Below are 21,694 nucleotides of genomic sequence, written 5' to 3' on the forward strand. Positions count from 1 at the left end.
CTGAAAAGTTAGGCGCGGCAGTTAAGCCCTGTGTGAGTGCCGATAGCGCGAATAATGTCATCCCAATCCTCAAGGTGAATTTCATGGCCGCCACCTGGAACACGGAGAAGTTCTGCACCTGGAACGCTTTGTGCCAGCAATTCGCCGTGCTCGATCGGAAAAATCGGGTCCGCTGTGCCGTGGACAACGAGAAGAGGTTTAGCTAATTCGTCGCGCTTGTTGTCCCAGCTGTCACCACCTTTCAACATGAAATGATTGGTAGCGCTGGCGAAGTTTTTAGCACGCTTCACATCATGCTCCACGAGTTTACGGGCCTGCATCTCATTATAGGGATGCCGTGTACCTGCAATCATCTGCGTATCTTTAACAATAAAATCTATGACCTGAGCGCTATCGGTCCAATCAACACTCTCGCCTGTCGCTGCGTGCTCCATATAGGCACTACTCGTCTGCGGAAGGTTGGAGGTATCAACGCCGATGGGCGTGGTTGAGATCAAAGTCAGCGTTTTTACGCGTTCAGGATGGGCGAAAGTGGCCATTTGCGCGATCATACCACCCAGCGACATACCGACCAGATGTGCGGTTTTGATATTGTAGGCGTCGAGCACGCGAAATGCATCCTGAGCCATGTCGTCCATTGTATAATCAGGGTTTCCCGGCTCATAAGCGGTCGAAAGGCCGGTATCCCGATTATCATAACGAATGACGTAGCGTTTTTGGGCGGCGAGTTGCTTGCAAAACCCCTCCGGCCACCACAACATGGAAGCCATGGCGCCCATGATAAGCAGAACAGGCTCATGGGTTGGATCTCCAAAAGCCTGCGTGGCGATCTCAACATTGTCAGCAATGATGATCCGTTCATTCATTTCGTCATCCCCCTGCACAGCATCTGAGGTGTCAATGCCTCGAGCCTCGTCTCAAACGAACAGCAACTACATTGGTTGTGAACTTACATAACTGATCCTCTAATGCAACCAGTCTTGCTAAAGAAGCAACCGCCGGCAATGACAGCAAAAACCAGGAGAGGTTCAAATGTTGGATCGTGCAGATTTCTATGACGCAGAATTAAAACGTCACACCAAACACTTGATTGCCGCTGCCAGCGTTGGAGTGAGTGACCATGTGCTTGATGTGGGTTGCGGGGCAGGGCAAACCACGCGCGATGCCGCCAGCCTTGCTGTCAATGGCAAGGCGATTGGTGTGGATACGTCAAGCGATATGCTGGAAGTTGCCAGGCAACGGGCAAATGATTCTGGGCTCAAAAATGTTTCATTTGAGCAGGGCGACGCCCAAAGCCACGTATTTCCCCAAGCCAGATTCGATCTTTGCATCAGCCGGTTTGGCGCTATGTTCTTCTCTGATCCGACTGCCGCGTTTGCAAATATTGCCAGCGCCATGCGTCCCGATGCGCGACTGGCATGGATGGTATGGCAGAACCAGGATAAAAATGAATGGTCTGGCGCCATTCGGCGAACCGTAGCTCCGACCACGATGGCCTCACCGGAAACCCGGAAGGCGTTTTCCCTTGGTGAACCTGCTACCGCCAAAGAGCTTCTCAATACCGCAGGGTTTGTATCCGTCGATTTTATCGACGTGCGGGAACCGGTATTCTACGGAGCATCTGTCGACAGCGCGTTTGACGCTCTCATGGAAATCTTCTCTATAAAGGATATGCTTGCTCAAACGAATGAAGCACCCGAACCTGCCTTGCAACGGCTGCGCAACCTGCTTGAGGCTCATATGACCACTGACGGGGTGCTCTTTGACTCCCGCGCCTGGATAATTACCGCTCGAAGAGAATAGGATATTTTGCGGGAATGATGGTGAGCGCGCGGGGGTTCGAACCCCGGACCTACTGATTAAAAGTCAGTTGCTCTACCGGCTGAGCTACGCGCTCCCTTGAAAGCCATAAACTGGCCTCGGGAAGTGCGGCGGAACATAGGTGCGAGATGGCAATCGGTCAACAGCTATTGTGCATAGTTTCTGTGATAAAAAGCGTTGTTTTTACAGCTTTCTTCAAATTTCCCCGGCAGAGCTACCCCGTAATGCGGTATTTGATCAGAGGAATGGCGAAAAGGTGATTGGAAATCCGAACAGATTCGGCTTAATCCGGCGCAACCTGAATGACCATGAAGGAGCGCATATGGCGCTGGATGTTTCCTATCTGACTGCCGCCGGGGCCGGGGCGCTCTCATTTCTTTCACCTTGTGTGCTGCCTCTCGTGCCGCCGTACCTGTGCTACATGGCAGGGGTGACTGTAGAAGACTTCCGAGCTGATGCTTCCACCGCCAAAATTTCACCGGTCAGGCGCGCGCTCCTTTTATCGTCCTTTTGCTTCGTCTTGGGATTCACCACAGTTTTTGTTCTACTGGGTGCAGGCGCATCGACAATTGGGGCATTCCTGCGCATGTGGCAGCAGGAAATAGCCATCCTGGCCGGAATCATCATCATCATTATGGGATTGAACTTCCTCGGTGTGTTCAGATTAGCTTTTCTATCCCGCGAGGCACGCTTTCAAAGCAAAGGAGCACCGGCCAATCCCTTTGCAGCCTATATTATGGGATTGGCATTCGCATTTGGCTGGACCCCATGCATAGGACCGGTGCTTGGTCCAATTTTGGCTCTGGCTGGCGCACGCGATACTGTCGCTGACGGGGCGCTACTGCTTGCGATCTATTCTCTTGGGCTCGGCATTCCCTTCATTATTGCCGCGCTATTTTCCGGTGTGTTCATGCGATTCCTATCCCGGTTTCGCATGCATCTTGGCAAGGTCGAAAAAATCATGGGAGGACTGCTGGTGATTACAGGAGTACTTTTCCTGACCGGAGGGCTGCAGACATTTTCATTCTGGCTGCTTGAAACATTTCCCATCCTCGGCCAACTTGGCTAAAGAAGCGCAAGTTACCAAATTGCAACCAGCATTGTGCCATGTTGCAGCCTGATAACGCTTTGGCCAAACTGAAAGTCTGAACCATGACATCACGCACTTGTCTTACGGTTATTCTCGCTGCCGGAGAGGGCACGCGGATGAAGTCCTCATTGCCGAAAGTGCTGCATGAAATAGCCGGATTACCAATTGTGGGACACGTCGCCAAGGCAGTGCAAGGTGCTGGAGGCAGCGATATAGCCTTAGTGGTGGGCCGTGGCGCCGACAAGGTTGAAACCTCCGTGCGCGCGCTCGTCAGCAATATCACCGTTCACGAGCAGGTGGAGCGCCTTGGCACGGGACATGCCGTTCTTGCCGCACAATCTGCCATAGAGGCAGGTTACGACGACATCATCGTGGTTTTTGGTGATACCCCGCTCATCGAAACATCTGCGCTGGAAATGGCTCGTGAGAAACTGGCCGGTGGCTCCGATATTGTGGTCATGGGATTCAGGCCTGATAACCCGCACGGATATGGCCGCCTTATTGAACAGGATGGCCGCTTAATTGCGATTCGTGAAGAAAAGGACGCAAGCGAAGCCGAGAAGAAAATTGGGTTTTGCAATGGCGGACTAATGGCTTTGCGCGGTGATAGTGCGTTGGCATTGCTTCACATGATTAAGAATGAGAATGCAAAAGGTGAGTATTATCTGACCGATGTGGTGGAGATCGCCAATTCGCAAGGGAAGTCTGTTGTTGCCATTGAGATTTCTCCGGACAATGTGATCGGCATTAATACGCGGCTGGAACTGGCGGAAGCGGAAGCGATTTGGCAGAACCGCAAACGCCGCGAAATGATGCTGGCAGGCGTATCCATGCAAGCGCCGGAAACAGTATTTTTCTCTCATGATACAGTGATTGAGGCAGATGTTACGCTGGAGCCCAATATTGTTTTTGGCCCGGGTGTTTCGATTGCGTCCGGTACTGTAATCCACGCATTTTCGCATATTGAAGGTGCAAGCATTGGAGCAAACGCAAGTATTGGCCCGTTTGCCCGTCTTCGTCCGGGTGCAAATCTCGCGGCAAAAGCAAAAGTGGGCAATTTCGTTGAAGTGAAGAACGCCAAGATTGGGCAGGGCGCCAAACTAAATCATTTGAGTTACATCGGAGATGCTACCGTTGGTGCGGACGCAAATATTGGCGCAGGCACGATTACGTGTAATTATGATGGTTACAACAAATATCATACTGAAATTGGAACCAACACATTTGTAGGGTCCAACTCGTCTCTCGTTGCGCCGGTATCGATAGGTGATAATGCATATGTTGCTTCCGGCAGTGTGATTACAGAAAACGTGCCAGCAGATGCGCTGGCCTTTGGTAGAGCGCGTCAAGAAATTAAGGAAGGGCGTGCCGTCCAATTGCGGGCGCGTTATGCTGCCTTGAAGCTGTCGAAAAAGGCAGAATAGGGCAGTCCCTTTAAATCATGCAAGGGTTAGGTAATAGGCTTTCTGCCATGGCGACGCGTCATAGGCAGAAATGGTAAATTGAGGCATCGGAGTTTTATATGTGCGGAATTGTAGGAATCATCGGACGGGAACAGGTTGCCCCCCTTCTGGTCGATGCGCTCAAGCGGCTCGAATATCGTGGTTACGATTCTGCTGGTGTGGCAACGTTGGAAAATGGCCTGCTTGACCGTCGCCGGGCCGAAGGCAAACTTATAAACCTCGACAACCTGCTCAAAGAAAACCCGCTTGGCGGAACAATTGGTATTGGCCATACGCGTTGGGCCACGCACGGCGCGCCCATCGTCCGCAATGCTCATCCACATACAACGCCGCGCCTTGCTGTCATTCACAATGGGATTATCGAAAACTTTGCTGAGCTTCGCTCCATGCTGGAAGCTGACGGCTATGTTTTCGAAACGGAAACAGACACAGAAACTGTCGCCCATCTGGTGACGCGTGCTTTAGATCGTGGCCTTGCCCCGATCGAAGCTGTTCGTGAGTCACTGCCCTTGTTGCGGGGCGCTTTTGCAATCGCCATCATGTTCAAGGGACAGGAGGATTTGCTGATTGCAGCCCGCAACGGGCCGCCGCTTGCCGTAGGGTACGGGCAAGGCGAAATGTACTTGGGTTCCGATGCTATAGCGCTCGCGCCCTTCACGGATAATCTATCCTATCTTGAAGATGGTGATTGGGCAGTTTTGACCCGTAACGGCGTGACGATCTACGATGAGTCCGGCGCAACAGTGCATAGAGCCATGCAAAAATCCGCCGGCTCGGCATTTTTGGTCAGCAAGGGCAATCACAGACATTTCATGGAAAAGGAAATCCATGAGCAGCCGGAAGTTATTTCTCACACGCTTGCCAACTATCTAGATTTTGCCAACGGAACCATTCGGGCCGATGCCGCGCCGATTGATTTTGCAAAAGTCGACCGGATTGCAGCTTCGGCTTGCGGCACTGCTTTTTATGCCGGTCTCGTTGGTAAATACTGGTTTGAACGCATTGCAAGGTTACCAGTAGACATCGACGTTGCCTCTGAATTCCGCTACCGCGAAATGCCGCTGTCGAAAGACAGTCTTGCTCTGTTTGTTTCGCAGTCGGGAGAAACAGCCGATACGCTGGCCTCGTTGCGTTATTGCAAGGAGCAGGGCCTCACAGTCGGCACCATCGTCAATGTCAAAGAATCGACGATGGCGCGTGAGTCAGACACAATTTTCCCGACTCTTGCCGGACCAGAGGTGGGTGTCGCATCCACCAAGGCGTTTACATGCCAGCTTTCCGTTCTGGCCTCCCTTGCCGTCGCTGCTGGCAAAATGCGAGGGACCATCACCGATCAGGAAGAACGCCAGCTTGTGCGTGAGCTATCCGAGATCCCACGTTATGCCACCCAGGCATTGAAACTTGAGAGCCAGATTGAGGGGATCAGCCGTGAACTCAGCCAGGTCAAGCATGCGCTTTATCTGGGCCGTGGCACGAATTATCCATTGGCTCTTGAAGGAGCGCTGAAGCTCAAGGAAATTTCCTATATTCACGCAGAAGGCTATGCCGCAGGTGAATTAAAGCATGGACCAATCGCGCTGATTGATGAATCGATGCCGGTCATTGTCATTGCTCCACATGATCGCTGGTTTGAAAAAACCATATCCAACATGCAGGAAGCAGCGGCGCGTGGCGGCAAGATCATTCTCATTACTGACGAAACAGGGCGCTGCGGCCAATAGTTTGAAAACCTGGCATACGATTGTCCTGCCGGACATGCCGGAGATTATCATGCCGATCATTTATACGCTGCCGATCCAGATGCTGGCCTATTACACAGCCGTTTTCATGGGAACGGATGTTGATCAGCCACGCAACCTAGCCAAATCGGTCACAGTGGAATGATTAGCCAGCGCGAAGCAGCCTGACTGCTTCGTCTCGCTCAAAAAGATATAGCAGAACGCGTAGGGCCTCACCGCGCGCGCTCTGCAATTCCGGATCTCGCGCCAGAATATAGCGCGCATCCTTGCGGGCGACTTCAAGAAACTCCGCATGCGCTTCGGTATTTGCAAGCCGGAAGCCGGGTACGCCGGATTGACGTGTACCTAGAAGTTCACCTTCACCGCGTAATTTCAGGTCTTCTTCCGCAATACGGAAGCCATCTTCAGTCTCGCGCATGATCTTCAAGCGTGCTTGCGCGACCTCGCCAAGCGGGCCTTTGTAGATCAAAAGACAGGTGGAAGGCTTGTCTCCACGACCAACACGCCCCCGTAGCTGATGTAATTGCGCGAGGCCAAAGCGTTCTGCATGCTCGATAACGATAATGGTTGCATCGGGAACATCAACCCCGACTTCAATGACGGTAGTGGCAACAAGCAACCGCGTTTCACCACTCTTGAAAGCAGCCATTGCCGCATCTTTTTCGGCACCGCTCATTCGGCCGTGAACCAGCCCGATGCGACTGCCCAACAGTGGCTGCAAAGATTGAAAGCGTTCCTCGGCAGAAACAAGATCGACCAATTCGGATTCTTCCACCAAAGGACAGATCCAATAAATCTTCTGCCCCTCGTTGATGGCTGTACGCATGCGTTCGACAAGTTCGCTCAACCGCTCCATCGGCAGGATTGCTGTGGTAATCGGGCGGCGTCCAGCAGGCTTTTCCGTCAGTTTTGACACATCCATATCGCCAAATGCGGTGAGTACCAAGGTACGTGGAATTGGAGTTGCTGTCATAACCAACATGTCAGGGGCAGTGCCTTTGGATGTCAAAAGCAGGCGCTGGTGCACTCCAAAACGATGCTGTTCATCGACAATCACCAATACCAGATCGTGATAATTGACCTTTTCCTGGAAGAGCGCGTGCGTTCCAACGATAATATGGATCGCGCCGGTTCTTAGTCCCTCAAGAATCTCCTCCCGTTCGCGGCCCTTTTCGCGCCCCGTCAACAATGCAACCCGCAGCCCGGCCTTTTGCGCGAAGGGAGAAATTGTTGCAAAGTGCTGCCGGGCAAGAACCTCCGTTGGCACCATGAGCGCTGACTGGCCGCCAGCCTCTGCTGCATGAGCCATGGCCAGCAGACCAACAATAGTTTTGCCGGAACCAACATCGCCTTGCAACAGCCGCAGCATGCGGTCCGGCGCACGCAGATCGGTTATGATTTCCTCGATTGCCTGTTGTTGACTATTGGTCAGCTTATAGGGAAGTGCAGCGATGATCTTCGCCTTGAGATGACCGTCTCCCTCAAGCTTGCGACCGGAAAGCCGGCGCGTTTTCATACGAACCAGAGCAAGCGCCAATTGCCCGGCCAGAAACTCATCATAGGCTAGCCGCTGCCTTGCGGGGTGATCAAGCGCGATATCACTTGGGTCTTGCGGATTATGCAGCGTTTGCAAAGCCTGGCGGTGGGAGGGCAAATTGTATTTTTCAATGATGGGTGGATCAATCCATTCGGGCATGTCTGGCGTTTTGCCGAGTGCCTCCTGAACGCTTCTTGCCAGGACTTTGGGTGACAATCCGGCTGTCAGTGGGTAGATCGGCTCAACCAATGGAAGTGAAGCCGCATCCTCCAAACTTGCAATATGATCCGGATGGACCATCGTCGGTCGTCCGTTGAACCATTCCATGGTGCCGGAAACGATAATTGTTTCACCAACAGGCATGACTTTTTCCAGCCAGGCTTGCTTTGCATGAAAAAATGTCAGGCTGATTTCACCTGTATCATCATGGGCGTAAACGCGATGGGGGACGTTGCTGCGACCGCCTGGCGCTGGCTGGTGGCGGTCGATGCGGACTTCAAGGGTCACAATCGCACCTTCGGGCGCATAGGCGATGCCGGGACGATTACGACGATCTATGACGCTATGGGGCGGCAAGTACACAAGATTGCCGACACGCGGCTCGGCTCCCGGCGGCTGTGTTCCGAGCAATGTCCCCAAAAGGACGGATACTTTCGGGCCAATACCCGAAAGCGAACGAACAGAGGCGAATAAAGGATCAAGCAGGGAAGGACGCATATGTAACGTTTAACGCGTTCGATTTGCGTTGCAAGGCTGACAGATGCCACAAGGCAGGCTATACCCAGCCGCATCAGTTGATCGGTGCCTTGAATATTACAAACGGAGCTTGCTCATGACTGGAAGCAGTCGCACAACCGCTGACTTGCCACCAAGGCAAAGACGGATACTTTTTCGCTGCTGGCATCGCGGTATGCGTGAAATGGATCTGATTCTAGGTCAATTTGCCGACGCCAACATTGACAGCTTGTCTGAAGAAGAACTTGACCAATATGAGTCTCTCATGGAAGCGCTGGACCGTGACCTGCTAAAATGGGTGACAGGCGAAGCAGAAGTACCCGCCGAATTCGACACGCCGATTTTTCACAAGGTTGTCGCCTCTCGCCATAATCTGAAATATTGAGGTCGTGCCAAGGCCTGACTCTGAAATGAAATCCTGAAATCGAAATGACTGCTTTTACCAAACTCGGACTGAAACCGGATGCACGTGGACACATTGTTGTTGACGGCGTTGTCGATGGTTATGAGGCATTTGCTCTGGCAAAGGTCGTTGCGGAAGCGGGGGCCGGTGGACCCGTGCTTTTCATCGCGCGTGATGGACAACGTATTGCGGATATTGAGCAGGTATTGGGATTTGTCTCGCCGGAATTGCCAGTGTTGCAACTTCCTGCGTGGGATTGCCTTCCCTATGATCGCGTTTCCCCCGGGGCGGATACCTCTGCTCGCCGTCTGAGCGCACTTGCTGGCCTTGCTGCCATGCGGCAGGGCAAGCATCCGGGCGTAATTCTGGCGACTGCCAATTCGGTCCTGCAAAAACTTCCGCCACGAGAAATACTCAGCAAACAGCTATTTCTGGCAAAGCCAGGCAATAGAATCGATATGAACTCTCTCGTGCAACGCCTTGAAAGCAATGGTTTTGAGCGTGTTCCGACAGTTCGTGATGTTGGTGAATATGCGGTACGCGGCGGCATATTGGACCTCTTCGCACCGGGCGCCGAAGAGCCGCTTCGTCTGGATTTTTTCGGCGATACGCTCGAAACGATCCGCACATTCGATCCCGCGTCGCAACGTACATCCAGCCAGAAAACTGAATTTTCGATGCAGCCGATGAGCGAAATTACGCTGTCGCCTGAGATCATCAGCCACTTTCGCACTCAGTATGTTCTAAAATTCGGCGCACCGTCACGTGATGACGCGCTCTATCAGTCGAATTTCGGAGGGCCGCCGTTTCGCGGGCATGGAGCATTGGTTGCCGTTATTTTACGATAACCTCGAGACCGTTTTCGACCATGCAGGCGATATGCCCGTTGTGTTCGATCATCTTGCACATGAATCCATGGCTGAGCGCCACAAAATGGTGGTCGATCACTATGAAGCCCGCAAGCGGCAGTCCGATGGCAAGGAACCGGGCGATACAATTCCATACAAACCTGTTGAACCGGAAACGCTCTATCTAACGCCGGACCAGGTTGAAGCAGCAGCACTTAGTTCAGGACTAAAGATAGACTTTACTCCATTTGATGCGCCATTTGTAACGGGGCGCTCGACGATTCACGCGGGTGTGCATCGCGGACGTACTTTTGTAGAAGAACGAACCGCCAAGGATACCAACGTCTTTGACAGTGTGGTCAAGCACATTTCCGATGAACGTGCTGCCGGTAAGAAAGTTCTTGTTGCTGCATGGAGCGAGGGAACGCGGGACAGGCTCGTTCAAGTTCTGAGCGAGCATGGTCTTGAGAAGATCGAGTTGGTCGAAGATTTGCGCACCGTTAAAGCGCTTGCTCGCGACAAAGTTACAGCAGGCGTCTTGTCGCTTGAAACTGGATTCAATGCAGGCGAGCTCGTTGTTGTCGCCGAACAGGATATTCTTGGTGATCGTCTCATTCGCCATTCCAAGCGGCGTAAGCGGGACCGGGACTTTATCAGCGAAGTTGCTGCACTGAATGCTGGAGACATTGTCGTTCACGTTGACCACGGAATTGGCCGCTTCATCGGCTTGCGTACGATTACGGCCGCGGGCGCGCCACATGACTGTCTGGAACTGCATTATGCTGGTGATGATCGGCTTTTTCTACCTGTTGAAAACATCGAGCTTCTATCGCGGTTCGGCTCGGAGACATCGACTGCCATTCTGGACAAGCTCGGCGGCGGCGCATGGCAAGCCCGTAAAGCCAAGCTCAAGAAGCGTCTCCTCGATATTGCGGGGCATCTGATACGCATTGCTGCCGAACGGCAAATGCGCGGCGCACCGGTATTACTGCCACCTGAGGGTCTTTATGGTGAGTTCGCGGCTCGCTTTCCCTATGACGAAACCGAAGACCAGGACCGCGCGATCGATGCGGTGATTGATGATCTATCGCTTGGAAAACCGATGGACCGCCTGATTTGCGGCGATGTGGGATTCGGCAAAACAGAAGTGGCGCTGCGCGCAGCTTTTGTAGCAGCGCTGAACGGCGTTCAGGTCGCGGTGGTCGTGCCTACCACCTTGCTGTCCCGGCAGCATTTCAAGACATTTACGTCCCGGTTTCAGGGATTGCCAGTCAATGTTGTGCAAGCCTCACGACTGGTCGGTTCGAAAGAGCTTGCCGAGAACAAAAAAGGCATCGCCGAAGGTCAGGTCGACATAGCGGTTGGTACGCATGCGCTGCTCGGACAAGGCATCAAGTTCAAGAATCTGGGCCTTCTGATTATCGATGAAGAGCAGCATTTCGGCGTCAAACACAAGGAACGGCTTAAAGAACTGAAATCGGATGTTCATGTGCTCACTTTGTCTGCGACACCAATTCCGCGGACTTTACAGTTGGCTTTGACCGGCGTTCGCGAGCTTTCGCTTATCACGACACCTCCAGTGGATCGCATGGCTGTACGTACCTTTGTTTCGCCTTTCGATCCGCTCGTTATTCGCGAGACATTGTTGCGCGAACGCTATCGTGGCGGGCAAAGCTTCTACGTCTGCCCGCGCATTTCGGATCTCAATGAAATCAAGGAGTTCCTTGATGCACAGGTGCCGGAGCTCAAAGTGGCTGTGGCTCATGGGCAAATGGCACCGGGCGAGCTCGATGACATTATGAATGCATTCTACGATGGCCAATATGATGTGCTTCTATCGACCACGATCGTTGAGTCAGGGCTTGATATTCCCACTGCCAACACGTTGATTATTCATCGCGCCGACATGTTCGGCCTATCTCAGCTTTACCAATTGCGTGGGCGTGTGGGGCGATCGAAACAGCGCGCCTATGCTTTGTTCACACTACCTGCAAACAAGGTTCTCACCCAGATGGCGGATCGCAGACTGAAAGTTCTGCAATCTCTTGATACGCTTGGCGCAGGTTTTCAACTTGCGAGCCACGATATGGACATCCGCGGAGCCGGTAATCTGCTCGGCGAAGAACAATCGGGCCATATTCGTGAGGTCGGTTTCGAACTTTACCAGCAGATGCTTGAGGAGGCAGTCGCCGAAATCAAGGGAACAGGTGAGGTTGAAGACGGACATTGGTCACCGCAAATTGCTGTAGGCACTGCTGTGATGATACCGGAAACCTATGTTCCTGATCTGCAATTGCGCCTCGGTCTTTACCGCCGTTTGGCAGACCTCGAAGAACTTCAGGACATTGACGGCTTCGGTGCGGAGATGATCGACAGATTTGGTCCCTTGCCGGAAGAGGTCCAGCATCTGCTTAAAATCGTCTACATCAAAGCGCTTTGCCGCCGGGCGAATGTGGAAAAGGTCGATGCTGGACCAAAGGGCGTCGTCATTCAGTTCCGCAACAAGACGTTCAACAACCCTGCTGCCTTGGTGAGGATGATTGGCGAACAGGGGTCTATGGCGAAGATTCGCCCCGACCAGAGCGTTGTTTTTGTTCGCGATTGGCCGACGGCGGAGAAGCGGCTTAACGGAGCGGCAGTCGTAATGACCCAGCTTGCCAAATTGGCTGAGGCATCCTGATCAAACAGGACGCGGCTCGTATCCATCGGCTGTTTGGCGAATGGCATCGGCAAGCGCATCTGCTGACTGCGCACCCATAACCGCATATTTTTGGTCGAGAATAAAACAGGGAACGCCGCGCACGCCCACCTGATTGGCGGTATCAATTTCCTGTTGGACACCGACAGTGTCAGCATCCGTAGCAAGCAGGCTATCGACAATGGCGACATCCATGCCTGCTTCTTCAGCAGCTTCAAGCAGAACCTGACGATCACCAATGTCCTTTCCCTGTTCGAAATAATACGAAAAGAGAATTCCAACCACTGCGTCCTGAACATTGGGCGTGGCTTGCGATGCCCATCGGATCAGCCGATGCGCATCAAGTGTATTCGGGCTGATTTTGATCGCTTCAAAATCAAACTCAATGCCTTCTTCCTTGCCAAGCTCAATCAGTTGCTGATGGATTTCGAATATCTTGTCGGAGCTGCCGAATTTCTCCTGCATATATCGATTGCGATCCTTACCTTGGCGCGGAATGGTCGGATCAAGCTGAAACGGCCGCCAATTCACGCTAGCCTCGATATCAGGGTTCATTCCCAAGGCGTTTTCCAGACGCTTTCTACCTAGAAAGCACCATGGGCAAACAACGTCGGACACAACATCTATTATGAATTTCTTTTCGGTCATTATAGGGGCCTATTTTTTGTCTGACCACCAGGTGGTGAATTGGTAGCCATTAAGCGATGTCTTGTCTGGATGTTTGATATGAGTCCATCTTGCCACCCCACTGTGATGGCTGAAAATAGATCGGTACAAAATAATTTCCGGACATGAGCACTCGATCCAGCGCGCGTACTGTATCGACAAACTCATTCTGCTTACGCGCCGAAAGCATTTTGCCGATCAAAGCATCAACTGCAGCATCGGCTACGCCAGCATAATTGAAACTGCCATTAATATCGCGGAACTGGCTGCTCCAACGTCGGAATTGCTCAAAGCCAGGCGATAATGAACCGGAATAAGCGCCCAATATCATGTCATAATCGAATGTTTCGAGCCGCTTTTGGTATTGCGCATCGTCAACAGTGCGAATGGTGACTCCAATGCCCAGCCGTTCGAGCGTGCGCTTATAGGCAAGTCCAAGACGCTCTTCCGCCACGGACCTGGTTAATATCTCGAAGCTAAGAACGTTACCTTTGGCATCCTGCATCTTCTCATCTTTGATGGAAAAGCCTTTATCCGTCAGGATATCAAAAGCACGCTTCATCTCCTTGCGGTCGCGTCCGGATCCATCTGTCTTTGCGGGCACATAGGTACCGTCCATTACGTCAGGTGCCACGGCATCAGGATAAGGCGCTAGCAGTTGCCGCTCTGCTTCATTGGCGGGGACACCCAACGCCGACAAATCCGATCCTTGCCAGAAGCTGGCAAGACGCTTGTAACGATCCGCATAGAGATTTCGGTTGGTCCATTCAAAATCAAACATCAATCCCAAGGCAGCGCGCACATCACGATCAGCAAATTTGGCCCGTCTCGTATTGAAAACAAAACCGAACATATTGGACGGTGCTTTAGTTTCGAACGTCTCCTGGACGACACGGCCTTCTTTAAACGCAGGGAAATTATACGAAGAGGCCCATTTATTGGGATCACCCTCCATGAAAATGTCGAAGACACCTTTCTTGAAGGCTTCGAATTGCGATTGCTCGTTTCGAAAATACTCAACAGTAATTGTATCGAAATTATTAAATCCACGTCTGCTGGGTATATCGGCAGCCCAATAGTCGGTATTGCGCTTGTAAATAATTCGCTGGCCTGGCTGAACCTTGGAAATGATATAGGGGCCACTGCCTACCGGAATACGCAAAGGAGACTGGTCGAATTTCTCTGGATCTATGGCGTGTTTCGGTAAAACCGGCATTAAACCAAGCACCAGCGGAAATTCCCGGTCAGCCTGATCGTTGAACGTGAACCTGATGCCGCGCTCCCCGATCTTCTCGATCTTTTCGATGCGATCCATGCGCTGTTTATATTGCGGCAGGCCTTTTTCGGCGAGAAGCTCGAACGTGAAAATCACGTCATCTGTGGTGACAGGTTGTTCATCGGACCATCTGGCTTTTGGATTGAGCGTAAACTCAACCCATGTCCGCTCGTCATTGGTTTCAACTTTTTCCGCCAGCAAACCGTAAAGCGTAAAAGGCTCATCGGCACTCCGCTGCATCAGCGTTTCGTAAACCAGGTTTCCAAACTGCGGATCGTTGAAGACACCACGTGCCGTCGTTCGCAAGCTTTTGACCAGAAAGGAATTCAGGCTGTCGAATGTACCAACCACACCATAGGTTATAGACCCTCCCTTGGGAGCATCAGGATTGGCGTAAGGAAAATGCGTATAGTCAGCGGGCAGGGCGGGTTCGCCCCGCATTGCAAGGCCATAACTCGGCTCGGCTATTGCTGTGGCTATTGTCGCCAAAAAGGCGAAAGCCAACGCCAAAACCTTGAAACTCTGCCTGATCATTCTTTGGACCCTGTGCCCGTTCAGTCTGCGCTCTTTCGAGCGGTTTATTATGATTCGTGTCAAAGACTATCATTTGACGACAATTATAGGGCGTCACGCCGCTTAACCCGGGATTGAATCGATAAGTACAGCAAAAGGTGGCTGGATTTGCGTTGTCTTGCAGTGTAACACGGCGTTCGATAACAAGGGGTCACTCTGTTGCCTTATTTGGCACCCAAAAGCCAGACGAGCAACTTTACGTGACCAAGTCACACTTCGGATAAGTGCGCTGAAAGGAACCAGTTGACCATGTCCAGCCCTAAGATTTTCGCTGCAACCACATCTATCGCGGGTGCTATTGCATTGCTCGCCGCAGCTGCAGTACCAGCATCAGCCCAGCAGCAGAGAGCGCCGCAGGGCTGGTTCAAGGTTTGCTCCAAGCAGGAAGACAATGACATCTGCAATACGCAGAATATCGTAACTGCCGACAGCGGCCAGCTTTTGACAGCCGTCAATCTCATTGAGATCAAGGGCAAAGTTAACCGCAAAATCTTCCAGATCTCAGTTCCAACCGGGCGCTTGATCGGTCCTGGCGTCGGACTTCAGGTTAATGGTGCCAAGGCGGTCAAGGTTGATTACGCCATCTGCTTCCCGGATCGCTGCATTTCCGAAGTTGCCCTGTCCGACGAATTGCTTGCTTCCTTCAAGAAGGGCAGCCAGCTTACGCTGACTTCGGTCAATTTCCAGAACAAGCCAAATCCGATCAATGTTGCGCTGACGGGTTTCACACAGGCTTATGATGGCCCCGGCCTTCAGCAAAATGAACTCGAACAACGCCAAAAGACACTTCAGGATGAAGTGCAGAAGCGTCAAAAAGAGTTTGAGGAAAAAATGAAGGCGGAGCAGGAAAAAGCAAAAGCACCGCAATAATTTAGTCTTGCAATAAAAAAGGGGATGCATCTGCATCCCCTTTTTTATTGGCCTAAAAGGGTTTTCAGTTGATATGCGGCCTCTTTACGCGGTAGGAGCCGTCTTCGGATTTATCGAACATTGCCGCTATTTGGGCATGCCTGAGCGGTATTCCTGTCGTATCAGCCACCAGATTTTGTTCTGAAACATACGCCACGTATTCGCTCTCTGCATTTTCAGCAAAAAGATGATAGAAGGGCTGATCGCGCCGAGGACGGATATCCTCAGGAATTGAGCGATACCACTCTTCCGTATTGTTGAATTCCGGATCAACATCGAAAATCAGGCCGCGAAACGCAAAGATTCGATGGCTGACCACCTGGCCGATCTGAAATTTTGCATGTCGTATCTGTGTCATTGTGTTCATTCGTTATAACTATCGGTTTCTGTTAAAACACGCGAGCATAAATCATGGGTTCTTGCCCGCCACAACGATAAAAGCCCATCATGCTCAGCGTTTTCAATCTTGTACTGCCGTTCTTTGGACTGATTTTTCTCGGCTTTTTCGTGGCGCGAATCAATCGCCAGCCGCTTGAAGCGCTGGGATGGATGAACACCTTCATCGTATATGTGGCGCTTCCTGCCATGTTTTTCCAGATATTGTCGCGCACGCCAGTATCTGAATTGACGCAATGGGGTTTCATTATTGGTTGCACTGCATCCACTTTCTGCATTTTCGCGATCATGTTCCTAATCGGAATGGTACGAACTCGCAGGATTGATGAAAGCACAATTCAGGGGCTGGCTGCCGCATATGGCAATATTGGATATATGGGGCCACCACTGGCGATATTGGCGTTTGGCGCTCCCGCCGCTGTGCCGGTAGCGCTAATCTTTTGCTTCGACAATATATTTCATTTTGTCATATCACCTCTGATGATGGCTATCTCCGGAAATGACAAGCGTTCAAAATCTGAGTTGATGCTCGGTGTCTTGAAGAAGATTTTCTTCCATCCCTTTATTATTGCTACAATTTTGGGCATTGGAGCTGCCGTTGCCGGGCTAACGCCTCCATTGGCAATGACCAGAATGATCGACTTGCTGGCAGCAGCCGCCGCGCCATGCGCCTTATTTGCAATGGGTGCCACTCTCGCATTGCGGCCGCTCAAAAGAGTACCAAAGGAGCTATATCTCATTGTACCGCTAAAGCTCCTGGTCCAACCGCTCATGATTTACGGCATGCTGAATCTGGCCGGAGATTTCCCACCAGTCTGGATTCATACGGCAATGCTCATGGCTGCACTACCTACAGCCACGAATGTATTTGTCATAGCGCAACAATATGGAGTTTGGGTCGAGCGCGCATCAAGCAGCATTCTTGCCACCACTCTTTTTTCGATCCTGACTTTGACGCTTTGGCTCTATGCCATGACGAACGGACTTATCCCATAAAATATTCAGATTCTTCCGGCGATAACTTGCAGTCGGCAGTTTGGAATGCTTATAATTGCAAATGATTTGCAGTTGCGGATAAATATCATGGATCAGCAGAAAGAGTTGGACGTCCAGCCGGAAGGTTGGCTGCGCAAGAGAGGTGAGGCCTCGTTGTCGGATGTCCACCGCTCCATCGCTGTCCAGACCCGCGGCCCCGGTTGGCGTAGGGTCGCTGCCTTTGTAGGGCCGGGATATCTCGTCGCGGTCGGATATATGGACCCCGGTAATTGGGCGACTTCGCTCGCTGGCGGTTCAAAATTCGGTTATACGCTGCTGGTCGTCGCGCTTGTTTCGAATATCATGGCTATTGTTCTGCAAGCGCTATGCGCCCGACTGGCTATAGGCTCTGGAAGGGATCTTGCCCAGGCTTGCCGTGATGCGTTTCCCCCGGCCGGTCGCCTATATCCTTTGGTTTCTGGCGGAAATAGCCATTATCGCGACGGATATTGCTGAAGTAATCGGGACAGCAATTGGCCTCAATCTGATATTCGGAATACCGCTGGAAATTGGCGTTCTGATCACTGCGCTTGATGTTTTTCTCATTCTTTATCTGCAAAAACTCGGATTTCGTTGGGTTGAAGCGCTGGTTATCACTTTACTCGGCGTCATCGCCGTCTGCTTCGGTATACAGATTTTCCTTGCCGATCCCGTATGGGGCGAAGTTATCAAAGGCTTCGCGCCGACAACTGAAATTGTCCGCAACCCGGAAATGCTCTATCTGGCCTTAGGGATTCTTGGCGCAACCGTCATGCCGCATAATCTCTATTTGCATTCAGGTATCGTACAAACGCGCGACTATGGGCACTCAATTCCTGAAAAGCGGCAGGCATTGAAATATGCCACGATAGATTCGACCGTCGCCCTGATGTTTGCTCTGCTGATCAACGCATCGATCCTTATTCTCGCGGCAGCTACCTTTCATAAAACCGGTCAAACCGAGGTTGCCGAACTTGGCAATGCTCATTCGCTACTTGCGCCCTTGCTGGGTTGGTCACTTGCACCAACGCTGTTTGGCATTGCATTGCTCTGCTGCGGTATCAATTCGACCGTGACAGCGACATTGGCTGGCCAGATTGTGATGGAAGGCTTTCTTCACATCAAGTTGTCGCCCTGGTTACGCCGACTGATCACCCGTGGCATTGCCATCGTTCCCGCAGCTATCGTTACCATTTGGTTTGGCGATGAGGGGACGGCCAGACTATTGATCCTGACGCAGGTGGTGCTTAGTCTTCAACTATCATTTGCCGTGTTTCCATTGGTGATATTCACGGCAAGCAAGTCAAAGATGGGCGAATTGGTTTCGCCGCGCTGGCTTTCGACCTTTGCCATGTTTATCGCGATCGTTATCGCTTTGCTGAATGTGAAGCTGCTAAGCGATTTTGTTATCGGCTGATCACTGCTGGTCCGCGCCGCGGCCGGAAAGGCGAAAGCCACTTCCGGGCCGCAAACCCTCGCGCATGACAAAGCTGCGCAATGGCGAAAAAGCCCGCAAGAGTTCCAAGCCTCCGCTGCGAACCATCTGAACGGGTAAAAAATCTGAGAGCAGGGAACGGTTCAAGGCATCGACTGCCCCTGTTCGCGCAAGAATGTCGGGACTACGCTTGCGGTTATAAGCCGAAATTACGTTTGCACCGCCAAGGTCACTACCGTCTTCAGGCAATATTTCGGTCAGCGCTTCGACATCACGAATGCCGAGATTGAGACCTTGTGCGCCGATGGGCGGAAATACATGGGCCGCTTCTCCAGCCAGAAATATCCGGTTACGCGCAAACGAAGTTGGTACGAGACCCGATAGCGGCCAACTCTGCGGCGCAACTTCAATGGTCACGGCCCCGAGCATGGATTGCATCCGATCCTCTACGCGTCTTGCAAGCTCGTCATGGCTGATGGCAAGCAGTTCCGCTCCCATTTCCGGCGTTGTAACCCAGACAAGGCTGGAGCGCTGCCCTTGCAACGGAACAATGGTAAAGGGGCCATATTCGGTATGAAATTCGGTTGAAATATCATGGTGATCGCGGGTATGGGCGAAACTCAGCACGACAGCGGTCTGATTGTAGCTCCATGTACGCGCGTCGATCCCCGCGGCATCCCGGGCCAGCGAAGAGCGCCCATCAGCAGCAATGACAATATTCGCCGTTAATGTTGAACCATCGCGGGTTTCCACGCGAATTGTATCGCCAACATGGCTATATTTCACGACCGACACTGGCTTATGGTCTACCGTCGATCTCTTCAACGCATCACTAAGCACTGCGGTAAGTGTGCTGTTCGGTACGTTGTAGCCGAAAGCAGTCTCACCTATTTCGCTGGCCTCAAACGTGACCGAAGGGCTTCTGACCAGCCGCCTCGTACCGTCGAGGATTCGCATGGTCGTCATGCGCGCAGCATGCGGCTCAATATCCTGCCAAAGATCAACGCTTTGAAGAAAACGGATGGCCGGCATCATCAAAGCGGTGGTCCGCTTATCGCTTTGACCGGGTGTTTCGCCAAGATTGACAACGTTATGGCCAGAGCGCGCCAAGGAAAGCGCAGCAATCAATCCAACATGACCTGCGCCGGCGACAATAATCGGATCGGTTCTGATATCGGTCATGGTTTTCTCCATTTCATAGCTTTCAACAGCTTATATAAGCTTCTTTGCTTGCACTTTGGGCCGTTTTCAAGAAAAGCTTCTCATAAATTGCTCATCTCCTCATAAGATATGATGGTGAGCAGAAAATTATCATGCAGCAGATTGGTGCGGACTGTGAAAAAACCGACTTTACCCAAAGGCATGAAGCCAAAGAAGGTCACCGCACCGCAGGCAAAGGCATTTTCCGTCCATCTCCTTACAGCTTCCGGCTCTTTCCTGGCTTTTTTATCCGTAGTCGCCGCCAGCGAAGAAAGCTGGACTGCAATGTTCTGGTGGCTGGGGCTGGCCCTTTTTGTCGACGGGATTGATGGGCCGATTGCCCGTAAGCTGGACGTGAAATATGTCCTTCCCAACTGGTCTGGCGAATTGCTGGACAATATTATCGATTATATGACCTATGTGCTCATACCCGCCTTCGCGCTCTATCAGCGTGGTTTCATGGGCGAGGGGCTGTCATTTCTTGCCGCTGCGATTATCGTCGTTTCAAGTGCAATTTACTATGCCGATACGGGCATGAAAACCAAAGAGAACTTCTTCAAGGGGTTTCCTGTTGTTTGGAATATGGTGGTTTTCACCTTGTTCATAGTTCGGCCCGGCGAATGGGTCGCATTCGCCATCGTACTGGCTGCCGCAATCGTTTCCTTCCTGCCGATTTATTTTCTTCATCCAGTGCGCGTTCAGCGGCTACGCCCGCTTAATCTGGCGATATTTTTCATCTGGTGCGCACTTGGTGCTCTATCCCTGTATCAGCAGCTGGATTCGCCACTATGGGTGCGCGTCGGCATTTCGGCGACCGGTATTTATCTCTTCTGCATCGGCGCGGTGATGCAGCTATTTCCCAATCTGGGACGGACGGAGAAGGCATAATGGTTAAAGCTATTCGAGTTCATCACACAGGCGGTCCTGAGGTTCTAACCTATGAAGATATATCGATTGCCGCTCCCGGGCCCGGCGAGGTTCATATCCGCAATGAAGCGATAGGCTTGAATTTCCTCGATGTTTATTTTCGCACTGGACTCTACCCCGCGCCTAAGGGCTTGCCCTTTGTCCCGGGCAATGAGGGTGCCGGTGTCGTTTTGTCTGTTGCAGCTGACGTGCAAGATTTTAAACCTGGTGACCGCGTGGCCTATGCCGATCCAATGGGCTCCTATGCCGAAGAACGGCTGATCCCGGCGGTACGGCTCGTCAAACTGCCCGACGCTATAGCGTTTGAGCAGGCCGCTTCCATGATGCTTAAGGGAATGACCGCGCAATATCTTTTGCGGCAGACTTTTCCGGTAAAACAAGGCCACACTATTCTGTTTCACGCTGCCGCGGGAGGCGTGGGATTAATCGCAGGGCAGTGGGCAAAACACCTCGGAGCGACAGTGATCGGGACTGCCGGCTCTGATGAAAAGGTCAAGCTGGCGCTGGAACATGGTTACGACCATGTCATCAATTACCGAACCGAAAACTTTGTTGAGCGGGTTCGAGAATTAACCGGCGGCAAGGGTGTCGATGTCGTTTATGATTCTGTCGGCAAGGATACATTTGAAGGCTCGCTGGATTGCCTGAGGCCCCTGGGCATGCTGGTTTGTTTTGGGCAATCTTCAGGACCGGTTCCGCCATTCGACCTTGGCGTGCTGGCACGGAAAGGTTCTCTCTTCCTGTCTCGCCCAACACTGGTAACTTATGTAGCTGCGCGCGAAGCGCTCGTGAAAGCATCAAGCGAACTGTTTGACCTTGTTGCGAAAGGCATTATTCGCATAGAGGTGGGGCAGAGCTTTCCGTTAAAAGACGCTGCTGAAGCACATCAGCAACTCGAATCGCGCAAAACAACAGGCACGACGGTGCTTATTCCTTAATCCCTTTTTGTTGATGCACGAATAAT

Annotated in this window: 13 protein-coding genes, 1 tRNA gene and 4 pseudogenes; 11 read left to right on the forward strand and 7 right to left on the reverse strand. The window is 52.0% G+C overall.

The features are described 5' to 3' along the window. Positions 1 to 8: 8 nt before the first annotated feature. The gene (locus tag QFZ34_RS20515) at positions 9 to 866 is read right to left on the reverse strand and encodes an alpha/beta fold hydrolase (protein WP_307284893.1); all 858 of its coding nucleotides are present in this window, start codon (positions 864 to 866) and stop codon (positions 9 to 11) included. A gap of 166 nt (positions 867 to 1,032) precedes the next feature. Between QFZ34_RS20515 and QFZ34_RS20520 the strand changes: the two genes are divergently transcribed. Further along, positions 1,033 to 1,803 carry a class I SAM-dependent methyltransferase gene (locus QFZ34_RS20520; protein WP_307284896.1) on the forward strand — a complete coding sequence of 257 codons (771 nt, stop codon included), beginning with the start codon at positions 1,033 to 1,035 and terminating at the stop codon, positions 1,801 to 1,803. A gap of 18 nt (positions 1,804 to 1,821) precedes the next feature. On the opposite strand, the gene QFZ34_RS20525 is transcribed toward QFZ34_RS20520, so the two are convergent. Continuing rightward, positions 1,822 to 1,897: transfer RNA gene (locus QFZ34_RS20525), tRNA-Lys, on the reverse strand. 246 nt (positions 1,898 to 2,143) lie between these two features. Here QFZ34_RS20525 and QFZ34_RS20530 point away from each other — a divergent pair. The 3 genes and pseudogenes from QFZ34_RS20530 (at position 2,144) to glmS (ending at position 6,258) form a co-directional block, all read left to right on the forward strand. Beyond that, the gene (locus QFZ34_RS20530; protein ID WP_307284899.1) at positions 2,144 to 2,890 is read left to right on the forward strand and encodes a cytochrome c biogenesis CcdA family protein; all 747 of its coding nucleotides are present in this window, start codon (positions 2,144 to 2,146) and stop codon (positions 2,888 to 2,890) included. An 83-nt stretch (positions 2,891 to 2,973) separates the two neighbouring features. Next, positions 2,974 to 4,335, forward strand: a complete 1,362-nt coding sequence (gene glmU / locus QFZ34_RS20535; protein WP_307284902.1) for a bifunctional UDP-N-acetylglucosamine diphosphorylase/glucosamine-1-phosphate N-acetyltransferase GlmU — start codon at positions 2,974 to 2,976, stop codon at positions 4,333 to 4,335. Between the two features lie 98 nt (positions 4,336 to 4,433). Next, positions 4,434 to 6,258, forward strand: a pseudogene (glmS, locus tag QFZ34_RS20540) (glutamine--fructose-6-phosphate transaminase (isomerizing)). Here the strand turns inward: glmS and recG are convergent. Further along, the gene (gene recG, locus QFZ34_RS20545) at positions 6,259 to 8,367 is read right to left on the reverse strand and encodes an ATP-dependent DNA helicase RecG (RefSeq protein WP_307284905.1); all 2,109 of its coding nucleotides are present in this window, start codon (positions 8,365 to 8,367) and stop codon (positions 6,259 to 6,261) included. 115 nt (positions 8,368 to 8,482) lie between these two features. On the opposite strand from recG, the gene QFZ34_RS20550 reads away from it, so the two are divergent. Both QFZ34_RS20550 and mfd read left to right on the forward strand, forming a co-directional pair. Next, positions 8,483 to 8,770 carry an FAD assembly factor SdhE gene (locus tag QFZ34_RS20550; RefSeq protein ID WP_115053117.1) on the forward strand — a complete coding sequence of 96 codons (288 nt, stop codon included), beginning with the start codon at positions 8,483 to 8,485 and terminating at the stop codon, positions 8,768 to 8,770. Between the two features lie 44 nt (positions 8,771 to 8,814). Next, a pseudogene (gene mfd, locus QFZ34_RS20555) lies at positions 8,815 to 12,316 on the forward strand (transcription-repair coupling factor). Here mfd and QFZ34_RS20560 read toward each other — a convergent pair. Together QFZ34_RS20560 and QFZ34_RS20565 are read right to left on the reverse strand one after the other, a co-directional pair. Beyond that, complete coding sequence (locus tag QFZ34_RS20560; RefSeq protein ID WP_307284910.1) at positions 12,317 to 12,982, reverse strand: DsbA family oxidoreductase; 666 nt, start codon at positions 12,980 to 12,982, stop codon at positions 12,317 to 12,319. Between the two features lie 9 nt (positions 12,983 to 12,991). Continuing rightward, positions 12,992 to 14,810: pseudogene (locus tag QFZ34_RS20565) on the reverse strand (extracellular solute-binding protein). Between the two features lie 288 nt (positions 14,811 to 15,098). Here QFZ34_RS20565 and QFZ34_RS20570 point away from each other — a divergent pair. Next, positions 15,099 to 15,719: an invasion associated locus B family protein gene (locus QFZ34_RS20570; protein WP_115053113.1), complete on the forward strand. Its 621-nt coding sequence runs from the start codon at positions 15,099 to 15,101 to the stop codon at positions 15,717 to 15,719. Positions 15,720 to 15,783: 64 nt separating this feature from the next. On the opposite strand, the gene hspQ is transcribed toward QFZ34_RS20570, so the two are convergent. Then, on the reverse strand, positions 15,784 to 16,116 hold the full coding sequence (gene hspQ, locus QFZ34_RS20575) for a heat shock protein HspQ (protein WP_162802495.1): 333 nt from the start codon (positions 16,114 to 16,116) through the stop codon (positions 15,784 to 15,786). Between the two features lie 89 nt (positions 16,117 to 16,205). Here hspQ and QFZ34_RS20580 point away from each other — a divergent pair, with 89 nt between their 5' ends. Together QFZ34_RS20580 and QFZ34_RS20585 are read left to right on the forward strand one after the other, a co-directional pair. Further along, a complete protein-coding gene (locus QFZ34_RS20580; RefSeq protein ID WP_115053111.1) occupies positions 16,206 to 17,150 on the forward strand; it encodes an AEC family transporter in 945 nt (314 codons plus the stop codon). Between the two features lie 87 nt (positions 17,151 to 17,237). Further along, positions 17,238 to 18,585: pseudogene (locus QFZ34_RS20585) on the forward strand (Nramp family divalent metal transporter). Here QFZ34_RS20585 and QFZ34_RS20590 read toward each other — a convergent pair. Continuing rightward, complete coding sequence (locus tag QFZ34_RS20590) at positions 18,586 to 19,785, reverse strand: UbiH/UbiF family hydroxylase (protein ID WP_307284916.1); 1,200 nt, start codon at positions 19,783 to 19,785, stop codon at positions 18,586 to 18,588. It lies immediately after the preceding pseudogene. A 180-nt stretch (positions 19,786 to 19,965) separates the two neighbouring features. Between QFZ34_RS20590 and pcsA the strand changes: the two genes are divergently transcribed. Beyond that, positions 19,966 to 20,691 (forward strand): phosphatidylcholine synthase, encoded by a 726-nt coding sequence (gene pcsA, locus QFZ34_RS20595; RefSeq protein WP_115053109.1) that lies wholly within the window; start codon positions 19,966 to 19,968, stop codon positions 20,689 to 20,691. Further along, positions 20,691 to 21,668, forward strand: coding sequence for a quinone oxidoreductase family protein (locus QFZ34_RS20600; protein WP_115053108.1), 978 nt, complete (start codon positions 20,691 to 20,693; stop codon positions 21,666 to 21,668). Before pcsA ends, QFZ34_RS20600 begins: the two co-directional genes overlap by 1 nt. Positions 21,669 to 21,694 lie beyond the last annotated feature (26 nt).

The sequence above is a fragment of the Phyllobacterium ifriqiyense genome (assembly GCF_030817885.1).
Lineage (GTDB): Bacteria > Pseudomonadota > Alphaproteobacteria > Rhizobiales > Rhizobiaceae > Phyllobacterium > Phyllobacterium ifriqiyense.

What these genes read in the sequence shown, in the direction of transcription:
- QFZ34_RS20515 (WP_307284893.1), bottom strand. Translation starts at nt 866, where the DNA reads ATGAATGAACGGATCATCATTGCTGACAATGTTGAGATCGCCACGCAG.
- QFZ34_RS20520 (WP_307284896.1), top strand. Translation starts at nt 1,033, where the DNA reads ATGTTGGATCGTGCAGATTTCTATGACGCAGAATTAAAACGTCACACC.
- QFZ34_RS20530 (WP_307284899.1), top strand. Translation starts at nt 2,144, where the DNA reads ATGGCGCTGGATGTTTCCTATCTGACTGCCGCCGGGGCCGGGGCGCTC.
- glmU (WP_307284902.1), top strand. Translation starts at nt 2,974, where the DNA reads ATGACATCACGCACTTGTCTTACGGTTATTCTCGCTGCCGGAGAGGGC.
- recG (WP_307284905.1), bottom strand. Translation starts at nt 8,367, where the DNA reads ATGCGTCCTTCCCTGCTTGATCCTTTATTCGCCTCTGTTCGTTCGCTT.
- QFZ34_RS20550 (WP_115053117.1), top strand. Translation starts at nt 8,483, where the DNA reads ATGACTGGAAGCAGTCGCACAACCGCTGACTTGCCACCAAGGCAAAGA.
- QFZ34_RS20560 (WP_307284910.1), bottom strand. Translation starts at nt 12,982, where the DNA reads ATGACCGAAAAGAAATTCATAATAGATGTTGTGTCCGACGTTGTTTGC.
- QFZ34_RS20570 (WP_115053113.1), top strand. Translation starts at nt 15,099, where the DNA reads ATGTCCAGCCCTAAGATTTTCGCTGCAACCACATCTATCGCGGGTGCT.
- hspQ (WP_162802495.1), bottom strand. Translation starts at nt 16,116, where the DNA reads ATGACACAGATACGACATGCAAAATTTCAGATCGGCCAGGTGGTCAGC.
- QFZ34_RS20580 (WP_115053111.1), top strand. Translation starts at nt 16,206, where the DNA reads ATGCTCAGCGTTTTCAATCTTGTACTGCCGTTCTTTGGACTGATTTTT.
- QFZ34_RS20590 (WP_307284916.1), bottom strand. Translation starts at nt 19,785, where the DNA reads ATGACCGATATCAGAACCGATCCGATTATTGTCGCCGGCGCAGGTCAT.
- pcsA (WP_115053109.1), top strand. Translation starts at nt 19,966, where the DNA reads ATGAAGCCAAAGAAGGTCACCGCACCGCAGGCAAAGGCATTTTCCGTC.
- QFZ34_RS20600 (WP_115053108.1), top strand. Translation starts at nt 20,691, where the DNA reads ATGGTTAAAGCTATTCGAGTTCATCACACAGGCGGTCCTGAGGTTCTA.